Consider the following 25466-nt stretch of genomic DNA (forward strand, 5'->3'; position numbering starts at 1 on the left):
TCCGGGGAGCACACGAGATGTCGCTGTCTGAACATTACAAGGATGCAGGCCGATTATGCACCTGAGAAAACGCGACGGCGCGCTGGATCTGCTCAAGTGGCTGGCGCTGCTGAGCATGTTGCTCGATCACCTGCGATATGTCGGGTTCTCCGCCGATTGGCTGTACGTACCGGGACGATTGGCATTTCCGTGGTTTTGCCTGGCGATGGCGGCGAATCTTTCGCGCGATGGTTCGCGGAAGATGGAATGGCGCTATCTGGGGTGGTTGTTGCTGTTCAGTGCGGTGAGTGAGATTCCGTATCGGTTGTACATTCCGGAGCCGGATACGTTGAATGTGATGCCGACGCTGGCGTTGGGGCTGCTGGTGGCGCGGGGGTGGCAGGATCCATCGGTGATGTCGCGATTGCTCGGTGTTGCTGCACTGGTGCTGGCGATGGTTTTCCCGGAGCGGCTGATGTTCGGGTTCTTCGGTGTTTTGTTGCCGCTGGCGATGCTGCTGGTGTTTCGTCGGCCGTGGTATTTCAGTCTTTTGCCGGGATTGGTATGCCTCGCAGCGAATCAATGGCAAGTGCTTTACGACTCGGCGAGGTTCGGCAGTAGCGTGGCCATTCTCGGTATTGCCACGTGTCTGTTTGCGCCAGTGCTCGGAATGTTCCTGTTGCGACATGAGCGACATCTGCAGCCGCCGCCGATGCGTCGCTGGGCTTACGCCCTTTATCCCGCGCATTTCCTCCTGCTGCTCGCCCTCCGCCAGTTGCTCGCCTAACCCCCTGTAGGAGCTGCCGAAGGCTGCGATCTTTTGATCTTGAAAATCAAAGTCAAAAGATCGCAGCCTTCGGCAGCTCCTACAGGGGGATGCATTCTTTGGGTCATTTCCAGCCATGTCGTAAACGCACCTTTGCGTGGCGTCCGCAGGCATTTGAGCTGTCTGCGCCGGTCATACCATCGGCATCAAAGGGCACTGCCGTGATTGCCGGTGCCTTACCGAGACGAATGGCGCACAGATGCCGCTGGGAGAGACGCGATGTTCAGCAAGCAAGACCAGATCCAGGGTTACGACGATGCACTGCTGGCGGCGATGAATGCCGAGGAGCAACGTCAGGAAGATCACATCGAGCTGATCGCGTCAGAGAACTACACCAGCAAACGCGTGATGGAAGCGCAAGGCAGCGGCCTGACCAACAAATACGCCGAAGGCTATCCGGGCAAGCGTTACTACGGTGGCTGCGAGCATGTGGATAAAGTCGAAGCACTGGCCATCGAACGCGCCAAGCAACTGTTCGGCGCCGATTACGCCAACGTCCAGCCACATTCCGGTTCATCGGCCAATAGCGCTGTTTACCTGGCGTTGATCCAACCGGGCGACACCATTCTCGGCATGAGCCTGGCCCACGGCGGTCACCTGACCCACGGCGCCAAAGTGTCGTCCTCGGGCAAGCTCTACAACGCTGTGCAGTACGGCATCAACACCGACACCGGGCTGATTGATTACGACGAAGTCGAGCGTCTCGCCGTCGAATCCAAGCCGAAAATGATCGTCGCCGGTTTCTCCGCTTACTCGAAGACCCTCGACTTCCCGCGCTTCCGTCAGATCGCTGACAAAGTCGGCGCGCTGCTGTTCGTCGACATGGCCCACGTCGCCGGTCTGGTTGCCGCCGGTCTGTACCCGAACCCGCTGCCGTACGCCGACGTGGTCACCACCACTACGCACAAAACCCTGCGCGGCCCACGTGGCGGGCTGATCCTGGCCAAGTCCAACGAAGAGATCGAGAAGAAGCTCAACGCCGCCGTATTCCCCGGCGCGCAGGGCGGCCCGTTGATGCACGTCATCGCCGGTAAAGCCGTGTGCTTCAAGGAAGCGCTGGAGCCAGGCTTCAAGGCGTATCAGCAACAAGTGATCGACAACGCTCAGGCGATGGCCAGCGTGTTTATCAAACGTGGCTACGATGTAGTGTCCGGCGGTACCGACAACCATTTGTTCCTGGTCAGCCTGATCCGTCAGGGCCTGACCGGTAAAGACGCCGACGCCGCCCTTGGCCGTGCACACATCACCGTCAACAAGAACGCGGTGCCGAACGATCCGCAATCGCCGTTCGTGACCTCGGGCCTGCGCATCGGCACCCCGGCCGTCACTACGCGCGGTTTCAAGGTGACACAGTGCGAAGTGTTGGCGGGCTGGATCTGCGACATCCTCGACAACCTCGGTGATGCCGATGTCGAGGCCAATGTTGCCCAGCAAGTGTCGGCCCTGTGCGCAGACTTCCCGGTTTATCGCTGAGTGTTCTGGAGTAACTGACTATGCAACGCTATTCGGGCTTCGGCCTCTTCAAACACTCCCTTAGCCACCACGAAAACTGGCAGCGCATGTGGCGCACGCCGACGCCGAAAAAGGTCTACGACGTGGTCATCGTCGGCGGCGGCGGGCACGGTCTGGCGACTGCTTACTATCTGGCGAAAGAACACGGCATCACCAACGTCGCCGTGGTCGAAAAGGGCTGGCTGGGCGGCGGTAACACCGCGCGCAACACCACCATCGTGCGCTCCAACTACCTGTGGGACGAGTCGGCGCACCTTTACGAACACGCGATGAAATTGTGGGAAGGCCTGTCGCAGGATCTCAACTACAACGTGATGTTCTCCCAGCGTGGCGTCTACAACCTGTGCCACACCCTGCAGGACATTCGTGATTCCGAGCGTCGGGTCAGTGCCAACCGCCTCAACGGCGTCGATGGCGAACTGCTCAACGCCAAGCAAGTCGCTGACGAGATTCCGTACCTCGACTGCTCGAAAAACACCCGCTACCCGGTAATGGGCGCGACCGTTCAACGTCGCGGCGGCGTCGCCCGTCACGATGCCGTGGCCTGGGGCTTTGCCCGTGCCGCCGACGCCCTCGGTGTCGACTTGATCCAGCAGACCGAAGTGATCGGTTTCCGCAAGGAAAACGGCGTGTGCATCGGTGTTGAAACCAACAAGGGTTTCATCGGCGCCAAACGTGTTGGCGTGGTCACCGCTGGTAACTCCGGGCACATGGCCAAACTCGCCGGTTTCCGTCTGCCGATCGAATCCCACCCGCTGCAAGCGCTGGTGTCCGAGCCGATCAAGCCGATTATCGACAGCGTGATCATGTCCAACGCCGTGCATGGTTACATCAGCCAGTCCGACAAGGGCGACCTGGTGATCGGTGCCGGTATCGACGGCTACAACGGCTACGGCCAGCGCGGTTCGTACCCGGTGATCGAACACACCATTCAGGCCATCGTCGAGATGTTCCCGGTGTTGTCCCGCGTACGCATGAACCGTCAGTGGGGCGGCATCGTCGACACCACCCCGGACGCCTGCCCGATCATTTCGAAAACTCCGGTACCGAACATGTTCTTTAACTGCGGTTGGGGCACCGGTGGCTTCAAGGCCACACCTGGCTCGGGCAACGTGTTTGCCGCGAGTCTGGCCAAGGGTGAAATGCACCCGTTGGCCGCACCTTTCTCCATCGACCGTTTCCACAACGGTGCGTTGATCGATGAACACGGCGCTGCTGCGGTTGCCCACTAACAGGAGAAATCCCCATGTTGCATATCTTCTGTCCTCACTGCGGCGAACTGCGCTCCGAAGAGGAATTCCACGCATCCGGTCAGGCGCACATTCCGCGCCCGCTCGACCCTGGCGCCTGCACCGACGAGGAGTGGGGCGACTACATGTTCTTCCGCGATAACCCGCGCGGTCTGCACCACGAGTTGTGGGATCACGTCGCCGGTTGCCGCCAGTACTTCAACGTCACCCGCGACACCGTGACCTACGAGATTCTCGAAACCTACAAGATCGGCACCAAGCCGCAATTCACCGACAAGGCTGATTCGGCGAAAACAGCCACGACGGCGCTGGGAGAGAAGGTATGAGCCAGACCAATCGCCTGTCCAACGGTGGACGGATCGACCGCAACAAAGTGCTGAGCTTCACCTTCAACGGTCAGAGCTACAAAGGCTTCGAGGGTGACTCGCTGGCCGCCGCGCTGATCGCCAACGGCGTCGACATCATTGGCCGCAGCTTCAAGTATTCGCGTCCTCGCGGGATTTTCGCCGCCGGTGCCGAAGAGCCGAACGCGGTGTTGCAGATCGGCGCGACCGAAGCTACGCAGATCCCCAACGTGCGCGCCACGCAACAGGCGCTGTATCAAGGTCTGGTCGCGACCAGCACCAACGGCTGGCCGAGCGTCAACAACGACATGATGGGCATTCTCGGCAAGGTCGGTGGCAAGCTGATGCCGCCGGGTTTCTACTACAAAACCTTCATGTACCCACAGTCGTTCTGGATGACCTACGAGAAGTACATTCGCAAGGCTGCCGGTCTCGGCCGTTCGCCGACTGAAGTCGATCCGGACACCTACGACTACATGAACCAGCATTGCGACGTGCTGATCGTCGGCGCTGGCCCGGCCGGTCTCGCCGCTGCACTGGCCGCTGCGCGCAGCGGTGCCCGAGTGATTCTTGCCGATGAGCAGGAAGAGTTCGGTGGCAGCCTGCTCGACTCGCGTGAAAGCCTCGACGGCAAACCGGCGATGGAATGGGTCGCCAGCGTCATCACCGAATTGAAGAACACCCCGGACGTGCTGCTGTTGCCGCGCGCCACGGTCAACGGTTACCACGACCACAACTTCCTGACCATTCACGAACGCCTTACCGATCACCTCGGTGACCGTGCGCCGATTGGTCAGGTGCGTCAGCGTATCCACCGTGTTCGCGCCAAGCGTGTCGTGCTGGCGACCGGTGCTTGCGAGCGTCCGCTGGTTTACGGCAACAACGATGTGCCGGGCAACATGCTCGCCGGAGCGGTGTCGACTTACGTACGCCGTTATGGCGTGGCGCCGGGCAAGAAGCTCGTTCTTTCGACCAACAACGATCACGCTTATCGCGTTGCTTTGGATTGGCTCGATGCCAGTCTGCAAGTGGTCGCCATCGCCGATGCGCGCAGCAATCCGCGTGGTGCATTGGTGGAAGAAGCACGCGCCAAAGGCATTCGGATTCTCACTGGCAGCGCCGTGATCGAGACCCGTGGCAGCAAACGCGTCACCGCTGCCCGCGTTGCCGCGATCGATGTCAAAGCCCACGCCGTGACCAGTCCAGGCGAATGGCTTGATTGCGATGTGGTTGCCAGTTCCGGCGGTTACAGCCCTGTCGTCCACCTGGCTTCGCACCTCGGTGGCAAGCCGACCTGGCGTGAAGACATCCTCGGTTTCGTACCGGGCGAAGCACCGCAGAAACGCGTGTGCGTCGGTGGCATCAACGGCGTTTACGGTCTCGGCGATTCCCTCGCTGACGGTTTTGAAGGTGGCGTGCGCGCTGCCAGTGAAGCCGGTTTCGCCGCGGTTGAAGGCACCTTGCCGAAAGCCCTCAGCCGTCATGAAGAACCGACGCTGGCGCTGTTTCAGGTGCCACATGAAAAGAACACCGCACGGGCGCCGAAGCAATTCGTCGACCTGCAGAACGACGTCACCGCTGCTGCTATTGAGCTGGCAACTCGTGAAGGTTTCGAGTCGGTCGAACACGTCAAACGCTACACCGCGCTGGGCTTCGGCACCGATCAGGGCAAGCTCGGCAACGTCAACGGTCTGGCCATCGCGGCCCGTTCGCTGAACGTGACCATCCCGCAGATGGGCACCACGATGTTCCGCCCGAACTACACGCCGGTGACTTTCGGTGCCGTCGCCGGTCGTCACTGCGGGCACATCTTCGAGCCTGTTCGTCACACCGCGCTGCATGCCTGGCATGTGAAAAATGGCGCCGAGTTTGAAGACGTCGGTCAGTGGAAACGCCCATGGTACTTCCCGAAAAACGGTGAAGACCTGCACACCGCCGTGAAGCGCGAATGCAAAGCCGTGCGCGACAGCGTCGGCCTGCTCGACGCCTCGACTCTCGGCAAGATCGACATTCAAGGCCCGGATGCCCGCGAGTTTCTTAACCGCGTGTACACCAACGCCTGGACCAAGCTCGACGTGGGCAAGGCTCGCTACGGTTTGATGTGCAAAGAAGACGGCATGGTCTTCGACGACGGTGTCACGGCGTGCCTGGCCGACAACCATTTCGTCATGACCACCACCACCGGCGGCGCGGCTCGCGTGCTGCAATGGCTGGAGCTTTACCACCAGACCGAATGGCCGGACATGAAGGTTTACTTCACCTCCGTCACCGACCACTGGGCGACCATGACCCTGTCCGGGCCGAACAGCCGCCAGCTGCTCAGCGCCGTGACCGACATTGATCTGAGCAACGAAGCGTTCCCGTTCATGACCTGGAAAGAAGGTCTGGTCGGCGGCGTGCCGGCGCGGGTGTTCCGCATTTCGTTCACCGGTGAGCTGTCGTACGAAGTCAACGTCCAGGCCGACTATGCGATGGGCGTGCTGGAGAAAATCGTCGAGGCCGGCAAGCAGTACAACCTGACCCCGTACGGCACTGAAACCATGCACGTGCTGCGTGCCGAGAAGGGTTTCATCATCGTTGGTCAGGACACTGACGGTTCGATGACCCCGGACGACTTGAACATGGGCTGGTGCGTGGGTCGCACCAAACCGTTCTCGTGGATTGGCCAGCGTGGCATGAACCGTGAAGACTGCGTGAAGGATCAGCGTAAGCAACTGGTCGGTCTGAAGCCGATCGATCCGAACGTGTGGCTGCCGGAAGGTGCGCAACTGGTGTTCAACACCAAGCAGGCGATCCCGATGACCATGGTTGGCCACGTGACCTCCAGCTACGCGCACAACTCCCTCGGTTATTCGTTTGCCATGGGTGTGGTCAAGGGCGGTCTGAAGCGTCTCGGTGAGCGGGTGTTTGCACCGCTGGCCGATGGCAGCGTGATCGAGGCGGAAATCGTTTCTTCGGTGTTCTTCGATCCGAAGGGTGATCGGCAGAACATCTGACGGCCTCAAGAACTGTGGGCGGGCGGCTATTCGCGAGCAGGCTCGCTCCCACATTCGACCGCGTTCCCCTGTGGGAGCGAGCCTGCTCGCGAAAGCGGCAGATCAGCCACCGCAGGAACCAACAGAATTCAGCAAAGGTGCTTTATGACCACAGCCAACGTGTACCAACAACGCCCAACCACCGGCGCCAAGGCCGAGTCGTCGCTGCAGCATGCCGACCTCGCCAGTCTGGTCGGCAAGGGCCGCAAAAACGCCGGCGTAATCGTGCGTGAAAAGAAACTCCTCGGTCACCTGACCATCCGTGGCGATGGCCACGATGCCGCGTTCGCCGCCGGTGTCCACAAGGCCCTGGGCATCGAACTGCCCGGCGCGCTGAGCGTCATCGTCAAAGGTGAAACCAGCCTGCAATGGATGGGCCCGGACGAGTGGCTGCTGATCGTCCCGAGCGGCGAAGAGTTCGCCGCCGAACAGAAACTGCGTGAAGCGCTGGGCGATTTGCACGTTGCGATCGTCAACGTCAGCGGCGGCCAGCAATTGCTCGAACTGAGCGGGCCGAACGTGCGTCAGGTGCTGATGAAATCGACCAGCTACGACGTGCACCCGAATAATTTTCCGGTGGGTAAAGCGGTCGGCACGGTGTTCGCCAAGTCGCAGCTGATGATTCGGCATACGGCTGAGGACACTTGGGAATTGCTGATTCGTCGCAGTTTTTCGGATTACTGGTGGTTGTGGTTGCAGGATGCATCGGCTGAGTACGGGTTGAGCGTTCAGGCCTGATAGATCAAGAGCCACCCCCTCACCCCAGCCCTCTCCCCCAGGGGGGAGAGGGGGAAAGGGAGCCGATCTCGGGTGTTTTTGCGATCTGCAGTCACCTTCATATTTTCAGGTCGGCGTAGCTCGAAAGAACACCTCGGTCAGTCCCCTCTCCCTCTGGGAGAGGGCTAGGGTGAGGGAAAAACCTGACACCCCGCATAAGAACAGGAGTCACCGCACCATGAGCCGCGCCCCAGACACATGGATTCTGACCGCCGACTGCCCCAGCGTCCTCGGCACCGTGGACGCGGTCACGCGTTTTCTGTTCGAGCAGGGTTGCTACGTCACCGAGCACCATTCGTTCGATGACCGCCTCTCCGGGCGTTTTTTCATCCGCGTGGAATTCCGCCAGCCCGACGGCTTCGACGAGCAATCCTTCCGCGCCGGCTTAGCCGAACGTGGCCAGGCCTTCGGCATGATCTTCGAGCTGACCGCGCCGAACTACCGGCCAAAAGTGGTGATCATGGTTTCCAAGGCCGATCACTGTCTCAACGACTTGCTCTACCGCCAGCGCATCGGCCAATTGTCGATGGACGTCGCGGCGGTGGTCTCCAATCACCCTGACCTCAAGCCGCTGGCCGACTGGCACCAGATTCCCTACTACCATTTCCCCCTCGACCCCAACGACAAGCCGTCGCAGGAGCGTCAGGTGTGGCAGGTGATCGAGGAATCCGGCGCTGAACTGGTGATTCTTGCCCGCTACATGCAGGTGTTGTCGCCGGAGTTGTGCCGCAAGCTCGATGGTAAAGCGATCAATATTCATCACTCGCTGCTGCCGGGTTTCAAGGGCGCCAAGCCGTATCACCAGGCTTATAACAAAGGCGTGAAACTGGTCGGCGCGACGGCGCATTACATCAATAACGATCTGGATGAAGGGCCGATCATTGCCCAGGGTGTCGAGGCGGTGGATCACAGTCATTACCCCGAGGATCTGATCGCCAAGGGGCGCGATATTGAAGGCCTGACGCTGGCGCGGGCAGTGGGGTATCACATTGAGCGGAGGGTGTTTCTCAACGCCAATCGCACGGTTGTTCTTTAAATCGCTAAAAGATCGCAGCCTTCGGCAGCTCCTACAGGAGGGTGCGATTCATGTAGGAGCTGCCGAAGGCTGCGATCTTTTGATTTACCGAGCACTTAACGCGCTGCCTGCCTGGGCAACGCGGTTCCATAAAAACAACAGCGAGGTGAAAGCATGTCTGGCAATCGTGGTGTGGTGTATCTCGGCGCTGGCAAGGTCGAAGTACAGAAAATCGACTATCCGAAAATGCAGGACCCGCGCGGTCGCAAGATCGAGCACGGGGTCATTCTCAAAGTGGTTTCCACCAACATCTGCGGCTCCGACCAACACATGGTGCGCGGCCGTACCACGGCGCAGACCGGTCTGGTGCTGGGCCACGAGATTACCGGCGAGGTGATCGAAAAAGGCTCCGACGTCGAAAACCTGAAAATCGGTGATCTGGTCTCCGTACCGTTCAACGTTGCCTGCGGGCGCTGCCGTTCCTGCAAAGAGCAACACACCGGCGTCTGCCTGACCGTCAACCCGGCCCGTGCCGGCGGCGCTTACGGTTACGTCGACATGGGCGACTGGACCGGCGGCCAGGCCGAATACGTGCTGGTGCCGTACGCCGACTTCAACCTGCTGAAACTGCCGGATCGCGACAAGGCCATGGAGAAAATCCGCGACCTGACCTGCCTCTCCGACATTCTCCCGACCGGTTATCACGGCGCGGTTACTGCCGGCGTCGGCCCGGGCAGCACCGTTTACATCGCCGGCGCTGGCCCGGTCGGTCTGGCCGCTGCCGCTTCTGCACGTCTGCTCGGTGCTGCGGTGGTGATCATCGGCGACGTCAACACCATCCGTTTGGCCCACGCCAAGGCGCAAGGTTTTGAAATCGTCGACCTGTCGAAAGACGCGCCGCTGCACGAACAAATCGCCGCGCTGCTCGGCGAGCCGGAAGTGGATTGCGCGGTGGACTGCGTCGGTTTCGAAGCACGCGGTCACGGCCATGACGGCGCGAAATCGGAAGCCCCGGCCACCGTGCTCAACTCGCTGATGGGCGTGGTGCGTGTTGCCGGCAAAATCGGTATTCCGGGCCTTTACGTCACCGAGGATCCGGGTGCCGTCGACGCCGCCGCGAAAATGGGCAGCCTGAGCATCCGCTTCGGTCTGGGCTGGGCCAAGTCCCACAGCTTCCACACCGGGCAGACCCCAGTGATGAAGTACAACCGCCAACTGATGCAAGCGATCATGTGGGATCGCATCAACATTGCCGAAGTGGTGGGTGTGCAGGTGATCAGTCTGGATCAGGCGCCGGAAGGGTACGGCGAGTTCGATGCGGGCGTGCCGAAGAAGTTTGTGATTGATCCGCATAAGTTGTTCAGTGCGGCGTAAGTAAAAAAAGGGCGACTTTCGGGTCGCCTTTTTTTTAGATCAAAAGATCGCAGCCTTCGGCAGCTCCTACATTGATCCGTGTAGGAGCTGCCGAAGGCTGCGATCTTTTGATCTTAAGCAATCAGAGAGCCGCCAAAGCACCCTGATAAAGAACCGGCCCAGTCGGCTGCCCGGTCGGCGAACCACCCTTAGGCTCCAGACTCACCGCCAACGCAATCGGCTGCCCGATCAAAACCTTCTGCGCCTCGCTCAACTCAACCTTGCCTTTACCCCCCGCCGGAATCACCCCCAGCGAAATCGGTTTGCCATCCGCCGGAATCGCCCACAGTTCCAGACTGCGATCCGCATCAACCGCCGCCAGCGTCAGCGGCTCGACCAGCAAATAATCCTTATGCGCCTCGACCTTCAGCGCCGGTTGCGCACTGGCCGTCAACAGCGTCGCGGTGTACCGAGCATCATCACGGTTGTACAGCGAACCGAGGAACACCAGCACAACAATTGAACAAACCGCCGCCATAACGCGAAGCCAGTTCCAGAACGGACGCTTCTCGGGCACATGCAGCACTTGCGGTTCGATGCGCGCGGTAATGCCTTGCCACACGCGATCGGGCACAGGATGTTCCGGCAGGAATTCGGTAAGGCTCACCAGCGTTTCCTGCCATTGCGCCACTTCCGCTCGCAACGCCGCGTCGTCCAGCAGCAACTGCTCAAACCGTCGCCGCGCAGGCGCCGACATCAGACCGATCGCGTAATCGGCTGCGAGCGCGCGGCGCAGGGCAGGGGGCTGGTAGTTCATGATTCAAGGCACCGGCGCAGGCGTTCCATGCCTCGGCGGATCCACGATTTCACCGAGCCCAGCGGCGCGGCCAAATGTTCGGCGAGTTCCGAGCAGGACAAGCCGTGAAAGTAGGCGACGGTGATCGATTGGCGCTGCATGCCTTCGAGGGTTTCCAGGCAACGGTTGAGGGCGTGAGCCTCACGGGCGCTGCTCAATTGATCGTGGGCCGAGGGGCTTTCGTCCTGCAGGGCGTCCTGTTCGAGGTCGGTCAGCGGCCGGTCGCGGTGTTTGCGCAACTGGTCGATGGCCTGATTGCGAGTGATGTTGATCATCCAGGTCATCGGCGCCGAGAGATGCGATTCGTAGCGCGAGGCGTTGTTCCAGATCCGTACGAAGGCTTCCTGCAACACTTCTTCGGCAAGATCCGCGCGACCCATGAAACGCAGGGCCACGCCATGCAGGCGCGGGCCGACGCTGCGGTACAAGGTTTCGAAGGCGCGCCGATCACCCAGTGAGCACTGGGCCAACAGCTGCCTTAGCTGATCGGTCTCGACGGCGGAAATAACGACTCTCCAGGCAATGGATGGGCGACGAGGGCTAGACTCGGGCTGTTCACAGGCTAGTTCAGCGACAGCGGTTGTGCCATTCATCGCGACAATTCCAGGGTTTCACGATTCATATACGTGAGACGGGGGAAAATGGATGCTCTGCACCGGAACATGCCGGCGTATCCTCGGTCAAACCGGCAGTTTCGCTGCCCATTGACGGGTAGTTTTCACAGCGCAAGAGGATGTCTGAATGAAGATTTCACGCGGTTTTGCCTTGGCATCACTCATGACCCTGGCGGCGAGCCCGGCGTTTGCCGGTTTCAGTCTGGACGACGTCACCAAGGCCGCTGCCAGCATGCAGGGCGGCAACGCTGCCACTGCCGCAGCGCCGACCTCGGAAACGGCCGGTTTGCTGCAAGCCGTCACCGGTCTGGGGGTTACGCCACAACAAGCCGTCGGCGGCACCAGCGCCATGTTGGGTCTGGCCAAGAACCAATTGAGCAGCACTGATTATTCGCAGTTGGCCAAAGAAGTGCCGGGCATCGACAAGCTGTCGGGCGGTAGCGGCAACCTGGCGGCGTTGAGCGGGTTGCTGGGTCAGTCCGGCAAATCCGCCGGTCTGGAAAATGCCTTGGGTAACGTCAAGGACACCAATGACCTGAACAACGCGTTCGGTGCGTTGGGCATGGACAGCGGCATGGTCGGCCAGTTTGCCCCGGTACTGCTCAAGTACTTGGGTGACCAAGGCGTTGGCGGTTCGTTGCTGACCAGCCTGGGCAGCATCTGGGGCGTTGGCACCGGTAGCTGAGTCAGCGCAGTTCGGCGATGCGCTGATCCTTCTCGTTCCAGAGTTGGTTAACCCAGCTCTGGACGGTCTGGCGAAACGCCGGATCATTTTCGTAATCGCCCTGCCACAGCGCCGGGTCGAGTTCGCGGGTCTTGATGTCGATGATGACTCTCGGCACGTTGCCGCTGATCAAATCCCAGAATCCTGGAATCCGGGCCTGTGGATAAACCACCGTCACGTCGAGGATCGCATCCAGCTGTTCACCCATCGCCGCCAATACAAACGCCACGCCGCCCGCTTTGGGTTTGAGCAAGTGGTTGAACGGTGATTGCTGTTCGGCGCTTTTCGCCGCCGTGTAGCGCGTGCCTTCCAGATAATTCACCACGGTCACCGGCTGGCGCTTGAACAACTCGCAAGCCTGTTTGGTGATTTCCAGATCCTTGCCCGCCAGCTCCGGGTTCTTCGCCAGAAACGCCTTGGTGTAGCGCTTCATGAACGGGTAATCCAGCGCCCACCACGCCAGTCCCAGAAACGGTACCCAGATCAGTTCTTTCTTGAGGAAGAATTTGAAGAACGGCGTGCGCCGGTTCAGTGTCTGGATCAGCGCCGGAATGTCGACCCACGATTGGTGGTTGCTGATCACCAGATAAGACGTGTCGCCGCGCAGGCCTTCGCCGCCGCGAATGTCCCATTGGGTGGGAATGCACAGGCGGAAAATCAGCTTGTCGATTTCGGCCCAGGTCTCGGCGATCCACATCACCGCCCCCGACGCGTAGTCGCGCCAACGGCCCGGCGCGACCAGTTTGAGCAGGGCAAACACCAGCAACGGCCCGATCAGGAACAGGGTGTTGAGCAACAGCAGCAGGGTGACGAAACAGCCGGTGAGCAGGCGGCGCATAAGCAACTCTATGACGTGGGTTGGGCGCGTCATGATAAGCAGCTTCGCGCGGCAGGCCAAATCGGCGGTGACGAATGTTTCACTTTATTCGCGTTAACCTGATCGTTCCCACGCTCTGCGTGGTAACGCCGCCCGGGACGCTCCGCGTCCCTGTGACGCAGAGCGTCACTGGATGCATGCCCACGCAGAGCGTGGGAACGATCAAGCGCGCAACGGTCTAAAATCCCGTTGCCCAACTCCCCAAGGAAGCCCCTTACGTGAAATCCCTCCTTGCACTGTTTGCCCTCGTCGCCCTGCCGGTCATGGCCGCCGAGCCGACCCTGTACGGGCGCTACGAATACATCGCGCTGCCGGAAATCGGCGGTGAAGTGCTCAAGGCCAAGATGGACACCGGCGCGCTGACCGCCTCGCTGTCGGCCAAGGACATCGAAACCTTCACCCGCGACGGCGAAGACTGGGTGCGTTTCCGCCTCGGCACCAAAGACGCCAGCAACAAAGTCTACGAACACAAAGTCGCGCGGATCAGCAAGATCAAGAGCCGCTCGGATGAAGAGGACGAGGGTGAAAGCACCGAAGTCGCCAAACGTCCGGTGGTCGATCTGGAGCTGTGCCTGGGCGACGTCAAGCGTACCGTTGAGGTCAACCTGACCGACCGCAGCAACTTCAATTACCCGTTGCTGATCGGTGCCAAAGCCTTGCGTGAATTTGGCGCTGCGGTAAACCCGGCACGGCGCTTCACCGCTGACAAACCTGACTGCTGAGCCAAGTGGTCTCATTGACGTGACGTCAGGCTTGGGGCACCGTTCGCGCACTCAACCACGGGCTCGGATGCCATGCCTCATATCCTGATTGTCGAAGACGAAGCGGCGATTGCCGACACGCTGATTTTCGCCCTGCAAGGCGAGGGGTTCGGCACCACGTGGCTGAGCCTTGGAGCGGCAGCGCTGGAACATCAGCGGCAGACGCCAGCCGATCTGATCATCCTCGACATCGGCCTGCCGGACATCAGCGGCTTCGAAACCTGCAAACAGCTGCGACGTTTCAGCGAAGTGCCGGTGCTGTTCCTCAGCGCTCGCGATGCCGAGATTGATCGTGTGGTCGGGCTGGAGATCGGCGCCGACGACTACGTGGTCAAGCCGTTCAGCCCTCGGGAAGTGGCGGCACGGGTCAAAGCCATCCTCAAACGCATGGCGCCGCGCCCGCCGATTGAATCCACCTCGGCGCTGTTTCGTATCGACCCCGAGCGCGTACAAATCAGCTATCGCGGCCAGACGTTAAGCCTGACCCGCCACGAATTCCGTCTGCTGCAATGCCTGCTCGAACAACCCGAACGGGTGTTCAGCCGCGAGCAATTGCTCGATGCGCTGGGCGTCGCGGCCGATGCCGGTTACGAACGCAGCATCGACAGCCATATCAAAAGCGTACGCGCCAAACTGCGGCTGGTGCGCGCCGAAGCCGAACCGATCCAGACCCATCGCGGCCTCGGTTACAGCTACAGCCCGGGGCACAGCTGATGTCGTTGGGGCTGCGGATTTTTCTGGTGTACGTGCTGTTTATCGGCCTGACCGGTTATTTCGTGCTTAACACGGTGATGGAAGAAATTCGCCCCGGCGTGCGCCAGTCCACCGAAGAAACCCTCGTTGATACCGCGAACTTGATGGCGGAAATACTTCGTGACGATTTTAAGGCCGGCACCCTCAGCGAAAATCGCTGGCCCGAATTGCTCCGCGCTTATGGCGAGCGTCAGCCGCAAGCGACGATCTGGGGCTTGCCGAAAAATCAGGTCAATCACCGTATCTATGTGACCGACGCCAAAGGCATCGTTGTGCTCGATTCCAGCGGCGTTGCGGTGGGTCAGGATTACTCGCGCTGGAACGACGTCTACCTGACTTTGCGCGGTGAATACGGCGCACGTTCGACCCGCAGCGATCCGAACGACGCGAGCTCCTCGGTGATGCATGTCGGCGCGCCGATCCGCGATAACGGCAAGATCATCGGCGTGGTCACCGTGGCCAAACCCAACAGCTCATTGCAGCCTTACGTCGATCGCACCGAGCGACGTTTGCTGTTTTACGGCGCCGGTTTGATCGGCCTCGGCCTGTTGTTTGGCGCGTTGCTGTCGTGGTGGCTGAGTCGCGCGCTGCACCGCTTGACCGGTTATGCCCAAGCCGTGAGCGAAGGGCGCCGCGTGGAAGTGCCGCACTATCGCGGTGGCGAACTGGAGCAGCTCGCCACCGCCGTGGAACAGATGCGCACGCAACTGGAAGGCAAGGCCTACGTCGAGCGTTACGTGCATACGTTGACCCATGAACTGAAAAGTCCGCTGGCGGCGATTCGTGGCGCGGCGGAATTGCTGCAAGGCGACATGCCGCCGATCCAGCGCCTGCGTTTTGTCGGCAACATCGACAGCGAAAGTGCGCGGATGCAGCAGTTGATCGAGCGGCTGTTGAACCTGGCGCAGGTCGAACAACGGCAAGGGCTGGAAGAGCGGGTGGCGGTGCCGTTGGCGGTGTTGGTGGATGAACTGTTGCAGGCGCAGGCGGCGCGGATTGAAGGGAAGCAGTTGCGAATCGAGCAGACGATTGCGGCGGATCTGCTGCTGATGGGCGAGCCGTTTCTGTTGCGTCAGGCGCTGGGTAATCTGTTGGAGAATGCGCTGGATTTCACCCCGAAGCAGGGGACGTTGCGCTTTAATGCGGTACGACGCGATGAGCAGATCGAGCTGAGCCTGTTCAATGAAACAGCGCCAATTCCTGATTACGCCTTGCCACGTTTGACTGAGCGTTTCTACTCACTGCCGCGTCCGGACAGCGGCCGAAAGAGTACCGGGTTGGGGCTCAATTTCGTTGAAGAAGTGGCCAAACTGCATGGCGGCCGCCTGGCCATCCGCAATGTGCCAGGCGGTGTGCAAGTGACGCTGAGCCTGCCGTGAGGCTCAGGATGAAGGCGTAGCCTGTACCGCAGGCTGGTGTTTCTTGCGATGCACAAACCGCAGGGCCGGTTGCTCGACCAGACGCCACGAAATGATCGCCAGAACAACCACGATCAGTGCGGACACCAGCATCGACGGGAAAAAGCCCAGCGATGTCTTGTTGATCACCAACTGCTGCACCGGGAAGGCATAGAGATAAGTGCCGTAGGAAATGTCGAAACGCCCGCGAATACTTTTGTCGACATACAGCAGGCCGATGCTCAGGGTTGCGAGGCAGAAGCCAAGAGTTGCCAGCACCCCGGCCAGCGCAGTGCCCATGCTGACCAGCACCAGTGCGACCCCCACCAGTAGCGTCAGCGCCAGCACGCGTTTGTCGCCAAAGTGCTGCTTGTGCATGGCAATTACCGAACCTGCAAAGAAGGCGATCCCAGCGGCGCTATAAACCGCGAGTTTCTGCGCCAGTGCGCCCTGTGCGTAATTGCCCAGAACATACGTGGCCAAACCGAATGCGGCCAGTAATACCCAGGGCATCAAGGCCCGGCGATAGATAAGCAGTGCGACCGCCAGCAACAGATAGAAGCCGAACTCGATCTTCAGCGTCCACAAACTGCCATTGAAAGACTCATTGAAAATGAAGCCATCGGTAATCGGCTCGATGTTCGCTCGACCGAAAACCGAGATCCGCAGGAAATCGACCAGCGCACTTGAGCTGCTCACATAACCTTCGGCAAACAGCGCCCCGCCGATGTAGGTCATGACAAACGCGCAGAGGATCAACGCGGGAAAGATGCGCGCGACACGCTTGCTGAGGTAATCACCGAAGCTGCGCGAGCTGATGTAACTCTGAGTGATCAGCAGACCCGATATCGAAAAGAACGCGATCACCGCGATGCCGCCCAGCGAGTTGAAACCGGCAATGCCCGGCTCCTGCAGGCCCGACAGCGCAAAGTGGTGGCTGAACAGCACGAGGAACGCGGCGATATGCCTGATCAAATCGAATGAGTTGTTGCGCAACGTGATGATCCTTTGTCTGAAAATTGCTCCGCTGAGCTGAGCTGAGCTGAGCTGAGCTGAGCCGAGCCGAGCCGAGCTGACCTTGGCCGCGTTTGCGGGAAGGAGCGTTTTACAGGTATTTCCACACAATTCCCACACAACCTCCATCACAAACCCACAGAGCGCTTCCAGACTCGCTTCCATTCCAACGAGGGAGCGTCCTTATGAACCGAAGCCTGACCATCAAACTCGGCGCCATCGCGCTGCTGATCCTGCTATTGCTGATCCCGCTGTTGATGATCGATGGCGTCATCGACGAGCGCCAACAGCTGCGCGACGGCGTGCTCGAAGACATCGCCCGCAGTTCCAGTTACAGCCAGCAGGTGAGCGGCCCGGTGATGGTGGTGCCGTATCGCAAAGTGGTGCGCACGTGGAAAACCAACGAAAAAACCAATAAGCGTTACCAGGAAATCGGCGAAGAGCGCGGGCGGTTGTATTTCCTGCCCGAGCGTTTTGAGCTCGACGGCCAAGTGCAAACCGAACTGCGTAAACGCGGGATCTACGAGGCGCGACTGTTCCATGCCGACAATCGCATCAATGGCCATTTCTCACTGCCGGCGCAATTGGGCATCAAGGAAGATTTCGCGGACTACCGGTTCGACGCGCCGTTTCTCGCCGTCGGCATCAGCGACATTCGCGGCATCGAAAACGCGCTGAAACTGGAACTTGATGGTCAGCGTCTGGACTTTGTCCCGGGCACGGAAGTGGCTTGGCTCGGCGAGGGTGTGCGGGTCACGCTGCCGACGCTGGATATCAGCAAAACCACCGAGCTGGCGTTCGCCTTCGATCTGCAACTGCAGGGCACCGGTTCGTTGCGCGTGCTGCCGGTGGGCAAGACCAGCAGTGTCAGCCTCGGCGCGAATTGGCCGCATCCGAGCTTCATCGGTAACTTCCTGCCGGCGAAACGCGAGATCAACGATCAGGGTTTTAAGGCCGATTGGCAGACCTCGTTTTTCTCCACCAACCTGCAGGAAGCAATGCATCGCTGCGTGATAGGCGATTGCGAGGCGTTCAACAGCCGCAGCTTTGGCGTGAGTTTTATCGACCCGGTGGATCAGTACCTGAAGAGTGACCGGGCGATCAAATATGCATTGCTGTTTATCGTCCTGACGTTCGCCGGTTTCTTTCTGTTCGAAGTACTGAAAAGTCTCGCGGTGCACCCGGTGCAATACGCGCTGGTCGGTGTCGCGTTGGCGTTTTTCTATCTGTTGCTGCTGTCGTTGTCGGAGCACATCGGTTTTGCCCTGGCGTATCTGCTGTCGGCCAGTGCTTGTGTGTTGTTGATCGGGTTTTACGTCTGCCACGTGCTGCGCAGTGTGCACCATGGCTTGAATTTTTCGGTGGGGTTGGCGGCGTTGTATGGGCTGCTTTATGGGCTGTTGAGCGCGGAGGATTACGCGTTGTTGATGGGCTCGTTGCTGCTGTTCGGCTTGCTCGGCGTATTTATGGTGCTGACGCGCAAACTGGATTGGTACGGGATCGGGCAGAAGCCGGCCAAGCCGTTGGAATTTGATATCGGGGTGGTGGAATGAGCCGGTCGTTGGGGTTGCGTGAGGATCAGCTGTGGAAGGATGGGTTAGTGACGCGGATTATTGGATTTCTGCCTGTGGAACCGAGGTGGTGCTTTCGCGAGCAGGCCCGCTCCCACATTGGATTTTTGTTGCTGCAACCAAGGCATGAACAACACAAATCAACTGTGGGAGCGGGCTTGCTCGCGAAGAGGCCGGAGCAGGCACCCAAAAACTAAGGCTTGGGCATCGTCGCAATCATGGACGGTCGCTGACTCACTTCAAAAAACCAGTTAGCCAGTTGCGGATTAGCCTCGCGCCAGCCCAGGTCGGGGAAGCGCAGGTCGAGGTAGCCCAGCGCACTGGCCACGCTGATCGCGGCCACATCGAAGTGGCTGGTCAGCTCGGCAATCGCATCGTGCTCCAACAGATTCAGCGCACGACGGATCTTCTCGCGTTGCGCCTCGAGCCATTCATCCCAGTGTTTTTCCGGGGCGCGCAGGACTTGTTCATAACGCACCATCACCGAGGCGTCCATGATCCCGTCGGCCAGCGAGGCGAGGGTCAGACGGCGCCAGCGGGCCGAGCCTTCGCGCGGGATCAACGGGTTGCCGACGTGCTGGTGGTCGAGGTATTCGAGGATCACGCGGCTGTCATGGATGACCGTGCCGTCGGCCAGGCGCAGGGCCGGGATTTTTCCTAGCGGGTTATCGGCGTTGAGCTCGGCGCTCGGGCTGACCGGGGAGAGCACGCAGTCTTGCAGGGCAACGCGATCCTGCTGACCGGTTTCGTGGAGCAAGACCATTACTTTGCGCACGAACGGGGAGAGGGTGTTGTGGTACAGGGTCATGCTGGGGGCGGACATTGGCAGGGTCTCGATCAGAATGGTGAACGGGCAGCATAGCCTGTCAGGATGCGAGCTCAAGCCTTGCGCTGAAGCAAATGTAGGAGTGAGCCTGCTCGCGATAGCGGTGGTTCAGTCAACGGTGATGTTGAATGTGATTGCGCTATCGCGAGCAGGCTCACTCCTACAGTGGTTTCTCAGCTTCGCAGCAGTAATCCTTTAAGGGCCAGGAAGGCCGGCACACCTAGCCCGATCCAGCTCAGCGCATCCCAGATCCCGTCCCCCAGCAACGCCGCAAACAGTCCCGCCGCACTCAGAAGACCAATCACCAACGGCGTGCTGAAGACTTTCCAGAAATTCGACTGACGCGGCTTCATGCAGAGGCCTCCGCCGTTTCCAGCACAGGTTTGGCAGCCTTGCGCCGCACCACCCACAGATACACGCCGCTGCCGAGAACGATGATGGTCAGCACATCGAGCGTGGCCCAAAGAATCTTCATCGGCATGCCGCCGTAATCACCAAAGTGCAGCGGTTGCGACATGCCCATCGCGTCCATGTACCACGGTCGTTCCGCCACAGCGGTGACCTTCAGCGTGGTGGCGTCGATCAGCACCGGCGTCAGCAGATGCGACGTCAGGTGCGTGCCACCCTTCATGAACACCGAGTAATGGTGTTCGCTGGAGAAGCGCGTGCCGGGGAAGGCAATGAAATCCGGCTTCATACCCGGTGCAGCTTCGCCGGCAATGTCGAGCAAACGCGTGGCGGGCGCCAGTTGTGTCAGCGGTGGCGCGTCGCGGTAAGGTTCGATCAACGCGGTCAGGGCCTCGTTGCGCCATGCGGCGATCAGCAGATCGGCGCAGGCACTGATCACGCCAGTCACGCCGACGACCAAGGCCCAGGTCAGCGTCACCACGCCAATCAGGTTATGCAGGTCGAGCCAGCGCAGCCGCGTGGATTTGTCCTGACGCACCGTGCCGAACTTCAGCCGACGCATGAACGGCAGGTACAGCACCGTGCCCGAGACAATCGCCACGACAAACAATAAACCCATAAACGCCAGCAGCAGTTTGCCCGGCAACCCCGCAAACATGTCGACGTGCAGGCGCAGGATAAACAGCATCAAACCGCCGTTGGCCGAAGGGGTTTCCAGTGCTTCACCGGTGCGCGCATCGAGCATGAAGGTGTGCGAGGAGTTCGGTTCGGTGCCGGCAGTTTTTGCCATGATCGCAAACGCAGCGTTTGGCTCTTCGTCGTCGTAACCGAAGTACTGCATGACCTCGCCCGGCCGATGTTTCTGCGCGGCATCCACCAGTTGTTGCAGGTTGAGTTGCGGCGTGTCGGCCGGCATCTCTCGCAACTCGGGGGCATTGCCCAGCAGATGATCGATCTCATGGCTGAAAATCAACGGCAAACCGGTCAATGCCAGCATCAGCAAAAACACGGTGCAGATCAGGCTGGTCCAGGTGTGGATAAACGACCAGCGACGAATTGTTTTACTTTTCATTTCATGACCTTCAAAAACACCAAAGCCGTCCACGAGGGACGGCCTGGTAACAGGGCCTGTTTCAGCTCAGTCGCTTACCACTTGTAAGTGGCGCTGGCGACGACGCTGCGTTGGTCGCCGTAGTAGCAGTTGTAGCTGTCACAGGTGGAAATGTAGTCCTTATCGAACAGGTTGGTCGCATTCAGTGCCAGCGATGCGCCTTTGAGGCTGTTGTCCAGACGGCCGAGGTCATAATGCACGGTGGCGTCGAACACGGTGTAAGCGTCAGCCTTGCCCAGCCAAGTATTGCCTTGATCGCCGTAGGTGTTGCCGGTGTAACGAACACCGCCGCCGATGCCGAAGCCGTCGAGCATGCCGGCATGCCATGTGTAATCAGTCCACAAAGAGGCTTGCTGGTTCGGCATCAGTTGCAGGCGATTGCCCTTGAAATCACCTTTCTGCACTTCGGATTTGGCCAACGTGTAAGCGGCGATGACTTTCAGGTTATCGGTAACGTCCGAAGTTGCTTCCAGTTCCAGGCCTTTGACCTTCACTTCGCCGGTCTGGCTGGTGATAGGCGTATTGCCGACGGTGGTCGTGACAGCAACGTTTTTCTGTGTCAGGTCATACACGGCAGCGGTCAGCATTGTCTTGCTGCCCGGTGGTTGGTACTTGACACCCATTTCCCATTGCTTGCCTTCGGTTGGCTTGAGCGAACCGGTAGCACTGGCATCTGCGCCCGTTGTGGTCTGGAACGATTCGGCATACGACAGGTAGGGTACGAAGCCGGAGTCGAACACATAGCTGATCGCTGCGTTGCCGCTGAAGTGTTTGTCGCGATCAGTGTTGGTTGCATCAGTCTTGTTGAACAGGGTGCTGGTGTGCACCCAGTCTTCACGGCCACCGAGAGTCAGGCGCCATTGATCCAGAGCCATCTGATCCTGTACGTAGAGGCCAGTCTGATTGGTTTTCTGATCGTAATCTTGATACGCCGTTGAGCGCGGCGGACGGATAATCGGTTGCCCGTAGATCGGGTTATTGACGTTGGTCTTCAGACCGTCGCCATAGATCGAGAGGAAGTTGGTGTTGTTGCGTTGATGATCAAGACCCAGCAACAGCGTGTGGCGAACATCTCCCGTGGCGAAGTCGGCCTGGAAGTTGTTGTCCACGGCGAATTGGCTGATGTCTTCGTCAACGGAAGTACTGGTACGACCAACGTTCCCATCGGCGTCGACAGGGTTGAACGCATAGGCGCCCACGGTCAGTGCCTGGAAGGAGAGATCGGATTTGGTGTAACGCAGGTTTTGCTTGAACTGCCAGACATCGTTCAAGCGATGTTCGAATGCGTAGCCCAGCGCGTAATAAGTGCGGTCGTAGTATTCCCAGTCCGGGTCACCGAGGTTTTTGTGATGGGAAATATCGCCCAGCGGTGAACGGATTTTCGTGCCTTGAATGGGCAGAAACTGGCTGGTAATACCCGTATCGTCACGGGTGAACTGGGTCAGCAGAGTGAACTTGGTATCGTCGTCGATATTCCAGGTCAGGCTCGGCGCGATGTTGTAGCGCTTGTTTTCGATGTGGTCGATCTGCGTGTCGCTGTCGCGCACGACGCCGCTGATGCCGTACAGGAACTGACCGGCCTCATCAATCTTGCCGGTGCTGGCGAAGTTGATCTGGCGATGGTTGTCGCTGCCGTATTGCAGCTGAATTTCGCTGCTGGCTTCGGCACTTGGACGGCGGCTGACCATATCGAGCAGACCACCCGGCGGAGTCTGCCCGTACACCGACGACGCCGGGCCGCGCAGCAGGGCGAGGCGGTCGAGGTTCCAGGTTTCCTGTTTCGGGTTGGCGTAGATGCCACGCGGCAGCGGCAGGCCGTCGAGGAACTGCGTCGGTTCGAAACCGCGCACGCGCAGCCAGTCAGCGCGGGTGTCGCTGCCATAACTGCTGGCGGTGATGCCTGGCATGTAGCGCACGGCGTCGTCGAGGCTGTGCACGCTGCGGTCGTCCATTTGCTGACGGGTCGCCACCGAGATCGAGCGCGGCGCTTCGACCAGCGCGGTGTCGGTCTTGGTGCCGGCGGCGGTGCGGGTGGCGGTGTAGCCTTCGACCGGGCTCCACGCGGTTTCCAGATTCTCCACGCCGATGATCGCGGTTTCCGGCAGGGCCATCACACCTTCAGGCACGGCAACCAGGCTGTAGGTGCCGGAAGTGCTTTGTTCGAGTTGCAGACCGGTGCCGCTCAAGGCTGCACGCAGCGCGCCGGCCGCGTCGTACTGGCCTTTGACCGGTGCCGAAGTCTTGCCCGCTGCCAGCGACGGGTTCAGCGACAGCGCGAGGCCGCCCTGGCTGGCGATCTGGTTCAGGGTGGTCGACAGAGGCGCCGCCGGCAGGTTGTAAGCGCGAACGCTGGACGCTTGTTCAGCGGCGAGCAACGGGCTGCTGATCAGCGGGGTGCTGAGGGCAATGGCGACGGCCAGCAGACTGGGGCGCAACAAGGTGTCTAGCGAACGGGACATACGGCGGCTCCTGAATGGAAATATTTCTCAATTGCCTGCTTGCCGGATGAAAATCAAAAAGTGATAGGGCTGGATGAAAATAATTTCGATTTGCGGGAAATAGCGTTGTGGCGGACGACGCCATTCGCGAGCAGGCTCGCTCCCACATTTGGAATGCGTTCTCCTGTGGGAGCGAGCCTGCTCGCGAAAGCGGTGGTTGTGCTAGCCCATCACTCAGGCTTGGAATCAGCCTTCGCGACCGTCACCCAATAAGGCGTGTGCTGCTCAATCTGCACCGGCAACGTCGGCAGCAGCGCGCTCAAGGCCTTATCGGTGTCATGCAGCGGAAAGCTGCCGGTAATGCGCAAATCCGCCACTTCCGGCGCCACACCCAGATGCCCGCGACGATAACGCCCAAGCTCATGCACCAGATCGCCCAGCCGTGCGTTGTCGACCACCAACATGCCGCGCGTCCAGGCATCGGCGCCGGGGTTGAGGGCGACAATCGCGTCGAGCCCATCACTGCGCATAAATACCTGCTGGCCTTCGTGCAGGATTTGCTCCTGAGGATTCGATTGCGGATGCGCCGCGACAGCCGACTGCAACACGCTCAGGCGCGTGCCTTCGTCTTCTCGCTTGACCAAAAACCGCGTGCCCAACGCGCGCATGCTGCCTTCACGGGTTTCGACGATGAAGGGCCGCGCATCGCCGTGACCGGTTTCCACGAGGATTTCGCCTTCCTGCAGAACGATCAGTCGGCGCTTGTCATCGAAACGCACGTCAACCGCGCTGTGGGTATTGAGATTGAGTACGGTGCCATCGGACAGACGCACGATGCGCTGTTCACCGGTGGCGGTGCGCTGATCGGCGAGCCAGTAATCCAGCGGCAGATAACGTTCGCCAGCAAACAGCGCCACGCCGACGACCACCACAACGCTCGCCAGACCACTGCCCAACTTGCGCACGCGGCGACGAATGCTTTCCCGGGATTGCAGCAGAGCGCTGCGGGCCGGGCCTTTGGCCACGCTGAAACGCTGATCAAGCATGCCCAACTGGCGCCAGGCCCGGGCGTGTTCTTCATTGGCCGCGTGCCATTTGGCGAATTCTTCGCGCTCCAGTGGACTGCTGGAGTCGAGGGTCAACTGCCAGGCAATCGCCGCGTCCAGCACGTGGGCCTGAACCGGTCTGGAACTGGCCGGGCTCACGTCGGCTCACCGTACAGGGCGATGTAGCACTGACGGATGCCTTGCGCGAGGTACTGGCGCACACGCGGCACCGAAACGCCGAGCTTCTCGGCAATCTCGGCGTGGCCGAGGCCGTCGAGGCGGTTATAAAGGAAGGCAGCGCGAGCCTTGGTCGACAGTTTGCCGAGCAAGCGGTCGATGGCTTTGAGGTCTTCGAGGATCAGTTGCTGTTCTTCCACCGACGGTTGTTCGCCTTCGGGGATCAGCATCAATTCGGTGAGGTAAGCCTGTTCCAGCGCGGCGCGGCGGAAGTAATCGAACAGCAGGCCTTTGGCGATCGCCACCAGAAAGGCGCGCGGTTCGCGGGGTGTCAGCAACTCATCACGACCGAGCAGGCGTACGAAGGTGTCCTGACTCAGATCTTCGGCCCGTTGCGGACAGGCCACATTGCGTCGCAGCCACGTCAATAGCCAACCGCGATGGTCGCGATACATCGCACCAACGAGTTCACTGTGAGGGCTTTGGGCTGCAGGCACCGAATATCACCGATTGGGAAATATTAACTAACGCGAATTGTTCGCGATTCTCGCAGAGGTGGGAATGGTTAGCAATTGGCCACTGGTCAGATCATGTGCTTGGTTAACCCGTAGGAGCTGCCGAAGGCTGCGATCTTTTGATCTTGTTTTTGAAGATCAAAGTCAAAAGATCGCAGCCTTCGGCAGCTCCTACAGGGGAGTCTCGTTCGGCGCACGATCTTTTGATCTTGTTTTTGAAGATCAAGGTCAAAAGATCGCAGCCTTCGGCAGCTCCTACAGGGGAGTCTCGTTCGGCGCACGATCTT

At 60.0% G+C, this 25466-nt stretch carries 23 protein-coding genes; 13 read left to right on the forward strand and 10 right to left on the reverse strand.

From position 1 onward, the window contains the following. The first annotated feature begins 55 nt into the window (after positions 1–55). The 8 genes from ACP3TY_RS28025 to fdhA all read left to right on the forward strand — a co-directional run bounded on the left by ACP3TY_RS28025 (position 56) and on the right by fdhA (position 10112). On the forward strand, positions 56–766 hold the full coding sequence (locus tag ACP3TY_RS28025) for a TraX family protein (protein WP_426618981.1): 711 nt from the start codon (positions 56–58) through the stop codon (positions 764–766). 258 nt (positions 767–1024) lie between these two features. Beyond that, complete coding sequence (locus tag ACP3TY_RS28030; protein ID WP_008086924.1) at positions 1025–2278, forward strand: serine hydroxymethyltransferase; 1254 nt, start codon at positions 1025–1027, stop codon at positions 2276–2278. A 20-nt stretch (positions 2279–2298) separates the two neighbouring features. After that, complete coding sequence (locus ACP3TY_RS28035) at positions 2299–3549, forward strand: sarcosine oxidase subunit beta (RefSeq protein ID WP_003206307.1); 1251 nt, start codon at positions 2299–2301, stop codon at positions 3547–3549. A gap of 14 nt (positions 3550–3563) precedes the next feature. Further along, positions 3564–3893: a sarcosine oxidase subunit delta gene (locus ACP3TY_RS28040; protein WP_007913119.1), complete on the forward strand. Its 330-nt coding sequence runs from the start codon at positions 3564–3566 to the stop codon at positions 3891–3893. After that, entirely contained in the window at positions 3890–6907 is a 3018-nt protein-coding gene (locus ACP3TY_RS28045; protein WP_426618982.1) for a sarcosine oxidase subunit alpha, read from the forward strand. The genes ACP3TY_RS28040 and ACP3TY_RS28045 overlap by 4 nt, the downstream gene beginning before the upstream one ends. A gap of 144 nt (positions 6908–7051) precedes the next feature. Next, positions 7052–7684: a sarcosine oxidase subunit gamma gene (locus ACP3TY_RS28050; protein ID WP_426618983.1), complete on the forward strand. Its 633-nt coding sequence runs from the start codon at positions 7052–7054 to the stop codon at positions 7682–7684. Positions 7685–7901: 217 nt separating this feature from the next. Next, positions 7902–8759, forward strand: coding sequence for a formyltetrahydrofolate deformylase (purU, locus tag ACP3TY_RS28055; RefSeq protein ID WP_008086918.1), 858 nt, complete (start codon positions 7902–7904; stop codon positions 8757–8759). 153 nt (positions 8760–8912) lie between these two features. Further along, a complete protein-coding gene (gene fdhA / locus ACP3TY_RS28060; RefSeq protein WP_008086916.1) occupies positions 8913–10112 on the forward strand; it encodes a formaldehyde dehydrogenase, glutathione-independent in 1200 nt (399 codons plus the stop codon). A gap of 121 nt (positions 10113–10233) precedes the next feature. On the opposite strand, the gene ACP3TY_RS28065 is transcribed toward fdhA, so the two are convergent. Both ACP3TY_RS28065 and ACP3TY_RS28070 read right to left on the reverse strand, forming a co-directional pair. Next, positions 10234–10908, reverse strand: a complete 675-nt coding sequence (locus tag ACP3TY_RS28065; protein WP_426618984.1) for an anti-sigma factor — start codon at positions 10906–10908, stop codon at positions 10234–10236. Continuing rightward, positions 10905–11540, reverse strand: coding sequence for a sigma-70 family RNA polymerase sigma factor (locus ACP3TY_RS28070; protein WP_426618985.1), 636 nt, complete (start codon positions 11538–11540; stop codon positions 10905–10907). The genes ACP3TY_RS28065 and ACP3TY_RS28070 overlap by 4 nt, the downstream gene beginning before the upstream one ends. 148 nt (positions 11541–11688) lie before the next feature. On the opposite strand from ACP3TY_RS28070, the gene ACP3TY_RS28075 reads away from it, so the two are divergent. Next, on the forward strand, positions 11689–12246 hold the full coding sequence (locus ACP3TY_RS28075; RefSeq protein WP_212545026.1) for a DUF2780 domain-containing protein: 558 nt from the start codon (positions 11689–11691) through the stop codon (positions 12244–12246). Position 12247: 1 nt separating this feature from the next. On the opposite strand, the gene ACP3TY_RS28080 is transcribed toward ACP3TY_RS28075, so the two are convergent. Beyond that, positions 12248–13123: an acyltransferase gene (locus ACP3TY_RS28080; protein ID WP_426618986.1), complete on the reverse strand. Its 876-nt coding sequence runs from the start codon at positions 13121–13123 to the stop codon at positions 12248–12250. Positions 13124–13380: 257 nt separating this feature from the next. On the opposite strand from ACP3TY_RS28080, the gene ACP3TY_RS28085 reads away from it, so the two are divergent. The 3 genes from ACP3TY_RS28085 to creC all read left to right on the forward strand — a co-directional run bounded on the left by ACP3TY_RS28085 (position 13381) and on the right by creC (position 16055). Then, entirely contained in the window at positions 13381–13884 is a 504-nt protein-coding gene (locus tag ACP3TY_RS28085; RefSeq protein WP_053124525.1) for an ATP-dependent zinc protease family protein, read from the forward strand. A 72-nt stretch (positions 13885–13956) separates the two neighbouring features. After that, positions 13957–14637, forward strand: coding sequence for a two-component system response regulator CreB (creB, locus tag ACP3TY_RS28090; protein ID WP_400753242.1), 681 nt, complete (start codon positions 13957–13959; stop codon positions 14635–14637). Then, entirely contained in the window at positions 14637–16055 is a 1419-nt protein-coding gene (gene creC, locus ACP3TY_RS28095) for a two-component system sensor histidine kinase CreC (RefSeq protein WP_426618987.1), read from the forward strand. The genes creB and creC overlap by 1 nt, the downstream gene beginning before the upstream one ends. Before the next feature lie 3 nt (positions 16056–16058). Here the strand turns inward: creC and ACP3TY_RS28100 are convergent, their stop codons facing one another. Continuing rightward, positions 16059–17069 carry an acyltransferase family protein gene (locus ACP3TY_RS28100; protein ID WP_426618988.1) on the reverse strand — a complete coding sequence of 337 codons (1011 nt, stop codon included), beginning with the start codon at positions 17067–17069 and terminating at the stop codon, positions 16059–16061. A gap of 203 nt (positions 17070–17272) precedes the next feature. On the opposite strand from ACP3TY_RS28100, the gene creD reads away from it, so the two are divergent. Then, a complete protein-coding gene (gene creD, locus ACP3TY_RS28105; RefSeq protein ID WP_426618989.1) occupies positions 17273–18640 on the forward strand; it encodes a cell envelope integrity protein CreD in 1368 nt (455 codons plus the stop codon). A 211-nt stretch (positions 18641–18851) separates the two neighbouring features. Here creD and ACP3TY_RS28110 read toward each other — a convergent pair whose 3' ends face one another. The 6 genes from ACP3TY_RS28110 to ACP3TY_RS28135 form a co-directional block, all read right to left on the reverse strand. After that, entirely contained in the window at positions 18852–19481 is a 630-nt protein-coding gene (locus ACP3TY_RS28110; RefSeq protein ID WP_212545021.1) for a glutathione S-transferase, read from the reverse strand. 176 nt (positions 19482–19657) lie between these two features. Beyond that, positions 19658–19837 carry a hypothetical protein gene (locus ACP3TY_RS28115; RefSeq protein WP_053124513.1) on the reverse strand — a complete coding sequence of 60 codons (180 nt, stop codon included), beginning with the start codon at positions 19835–19837 and terminating at the stop codon, positions 19658–19660. After that, positions 19834–20964, reverse strand: coding sequence for a PepSY-associated TM helix domain-containing protein (locus ACP3TY_RS28120; RefSeq protein WP_400753235.1), 1131 nt, complete (start codon positions 20962–20964; stop codon positions 19834–19836). Before ACP3TY_RS28120 ends, ACP3TY_RS28115 begins: the two co-directional genes overlap by 4 nt. Before the next feature lie 74 nt (positions 20965–21038). After that, the gene (locus tag ACP3TY_RS28125) at positions 21039–23462 is read right to left on the reverse strand and encodes a TonB-dependent siderophore receptor (RefSeq protein ID WP_426618990.1); all 2424 of its coding nucleotides are present in this window, start codon (positions 23460–23462) and stop codon (positions 21039–21041) included. 209 nt (positions 23463–23671) lie between these two features. After that, entirely contained in the window at positions 23672–24646 is a 975-nt protein-coding gene (locus ACP3TY_RS28130) for a FecR domain-containing protein (RefSeq protein WP_212550097.1), read from the reverse strand. Further along, positions 24643–25119, reverse strand: coding sequence for an RNA polymerase sigma factor (locus ACP3TY_RS28135; RefSeq protein ID WP_218959295.1), 477 nt, complete (start codon positions 25117–25119; stop codon positions 24643–24645). Before ACP3TY_RS28135 ends, ACP3TY_RS28130 begins: the two co-directional genes overlap by 4 nt. Positions 25120–25466: the final 347 nt, after the last annotated feature.

This window comes from Pseudomonas rustica (genome assembly GCF_049959085.1).
Lineage (GTDB): Bacteria > Pseudomonadota > Gammaproteobacteria > Pseudomonadales > Pseudomonadaceae > Aquipseudomonas > Aquipseudomonas rustica.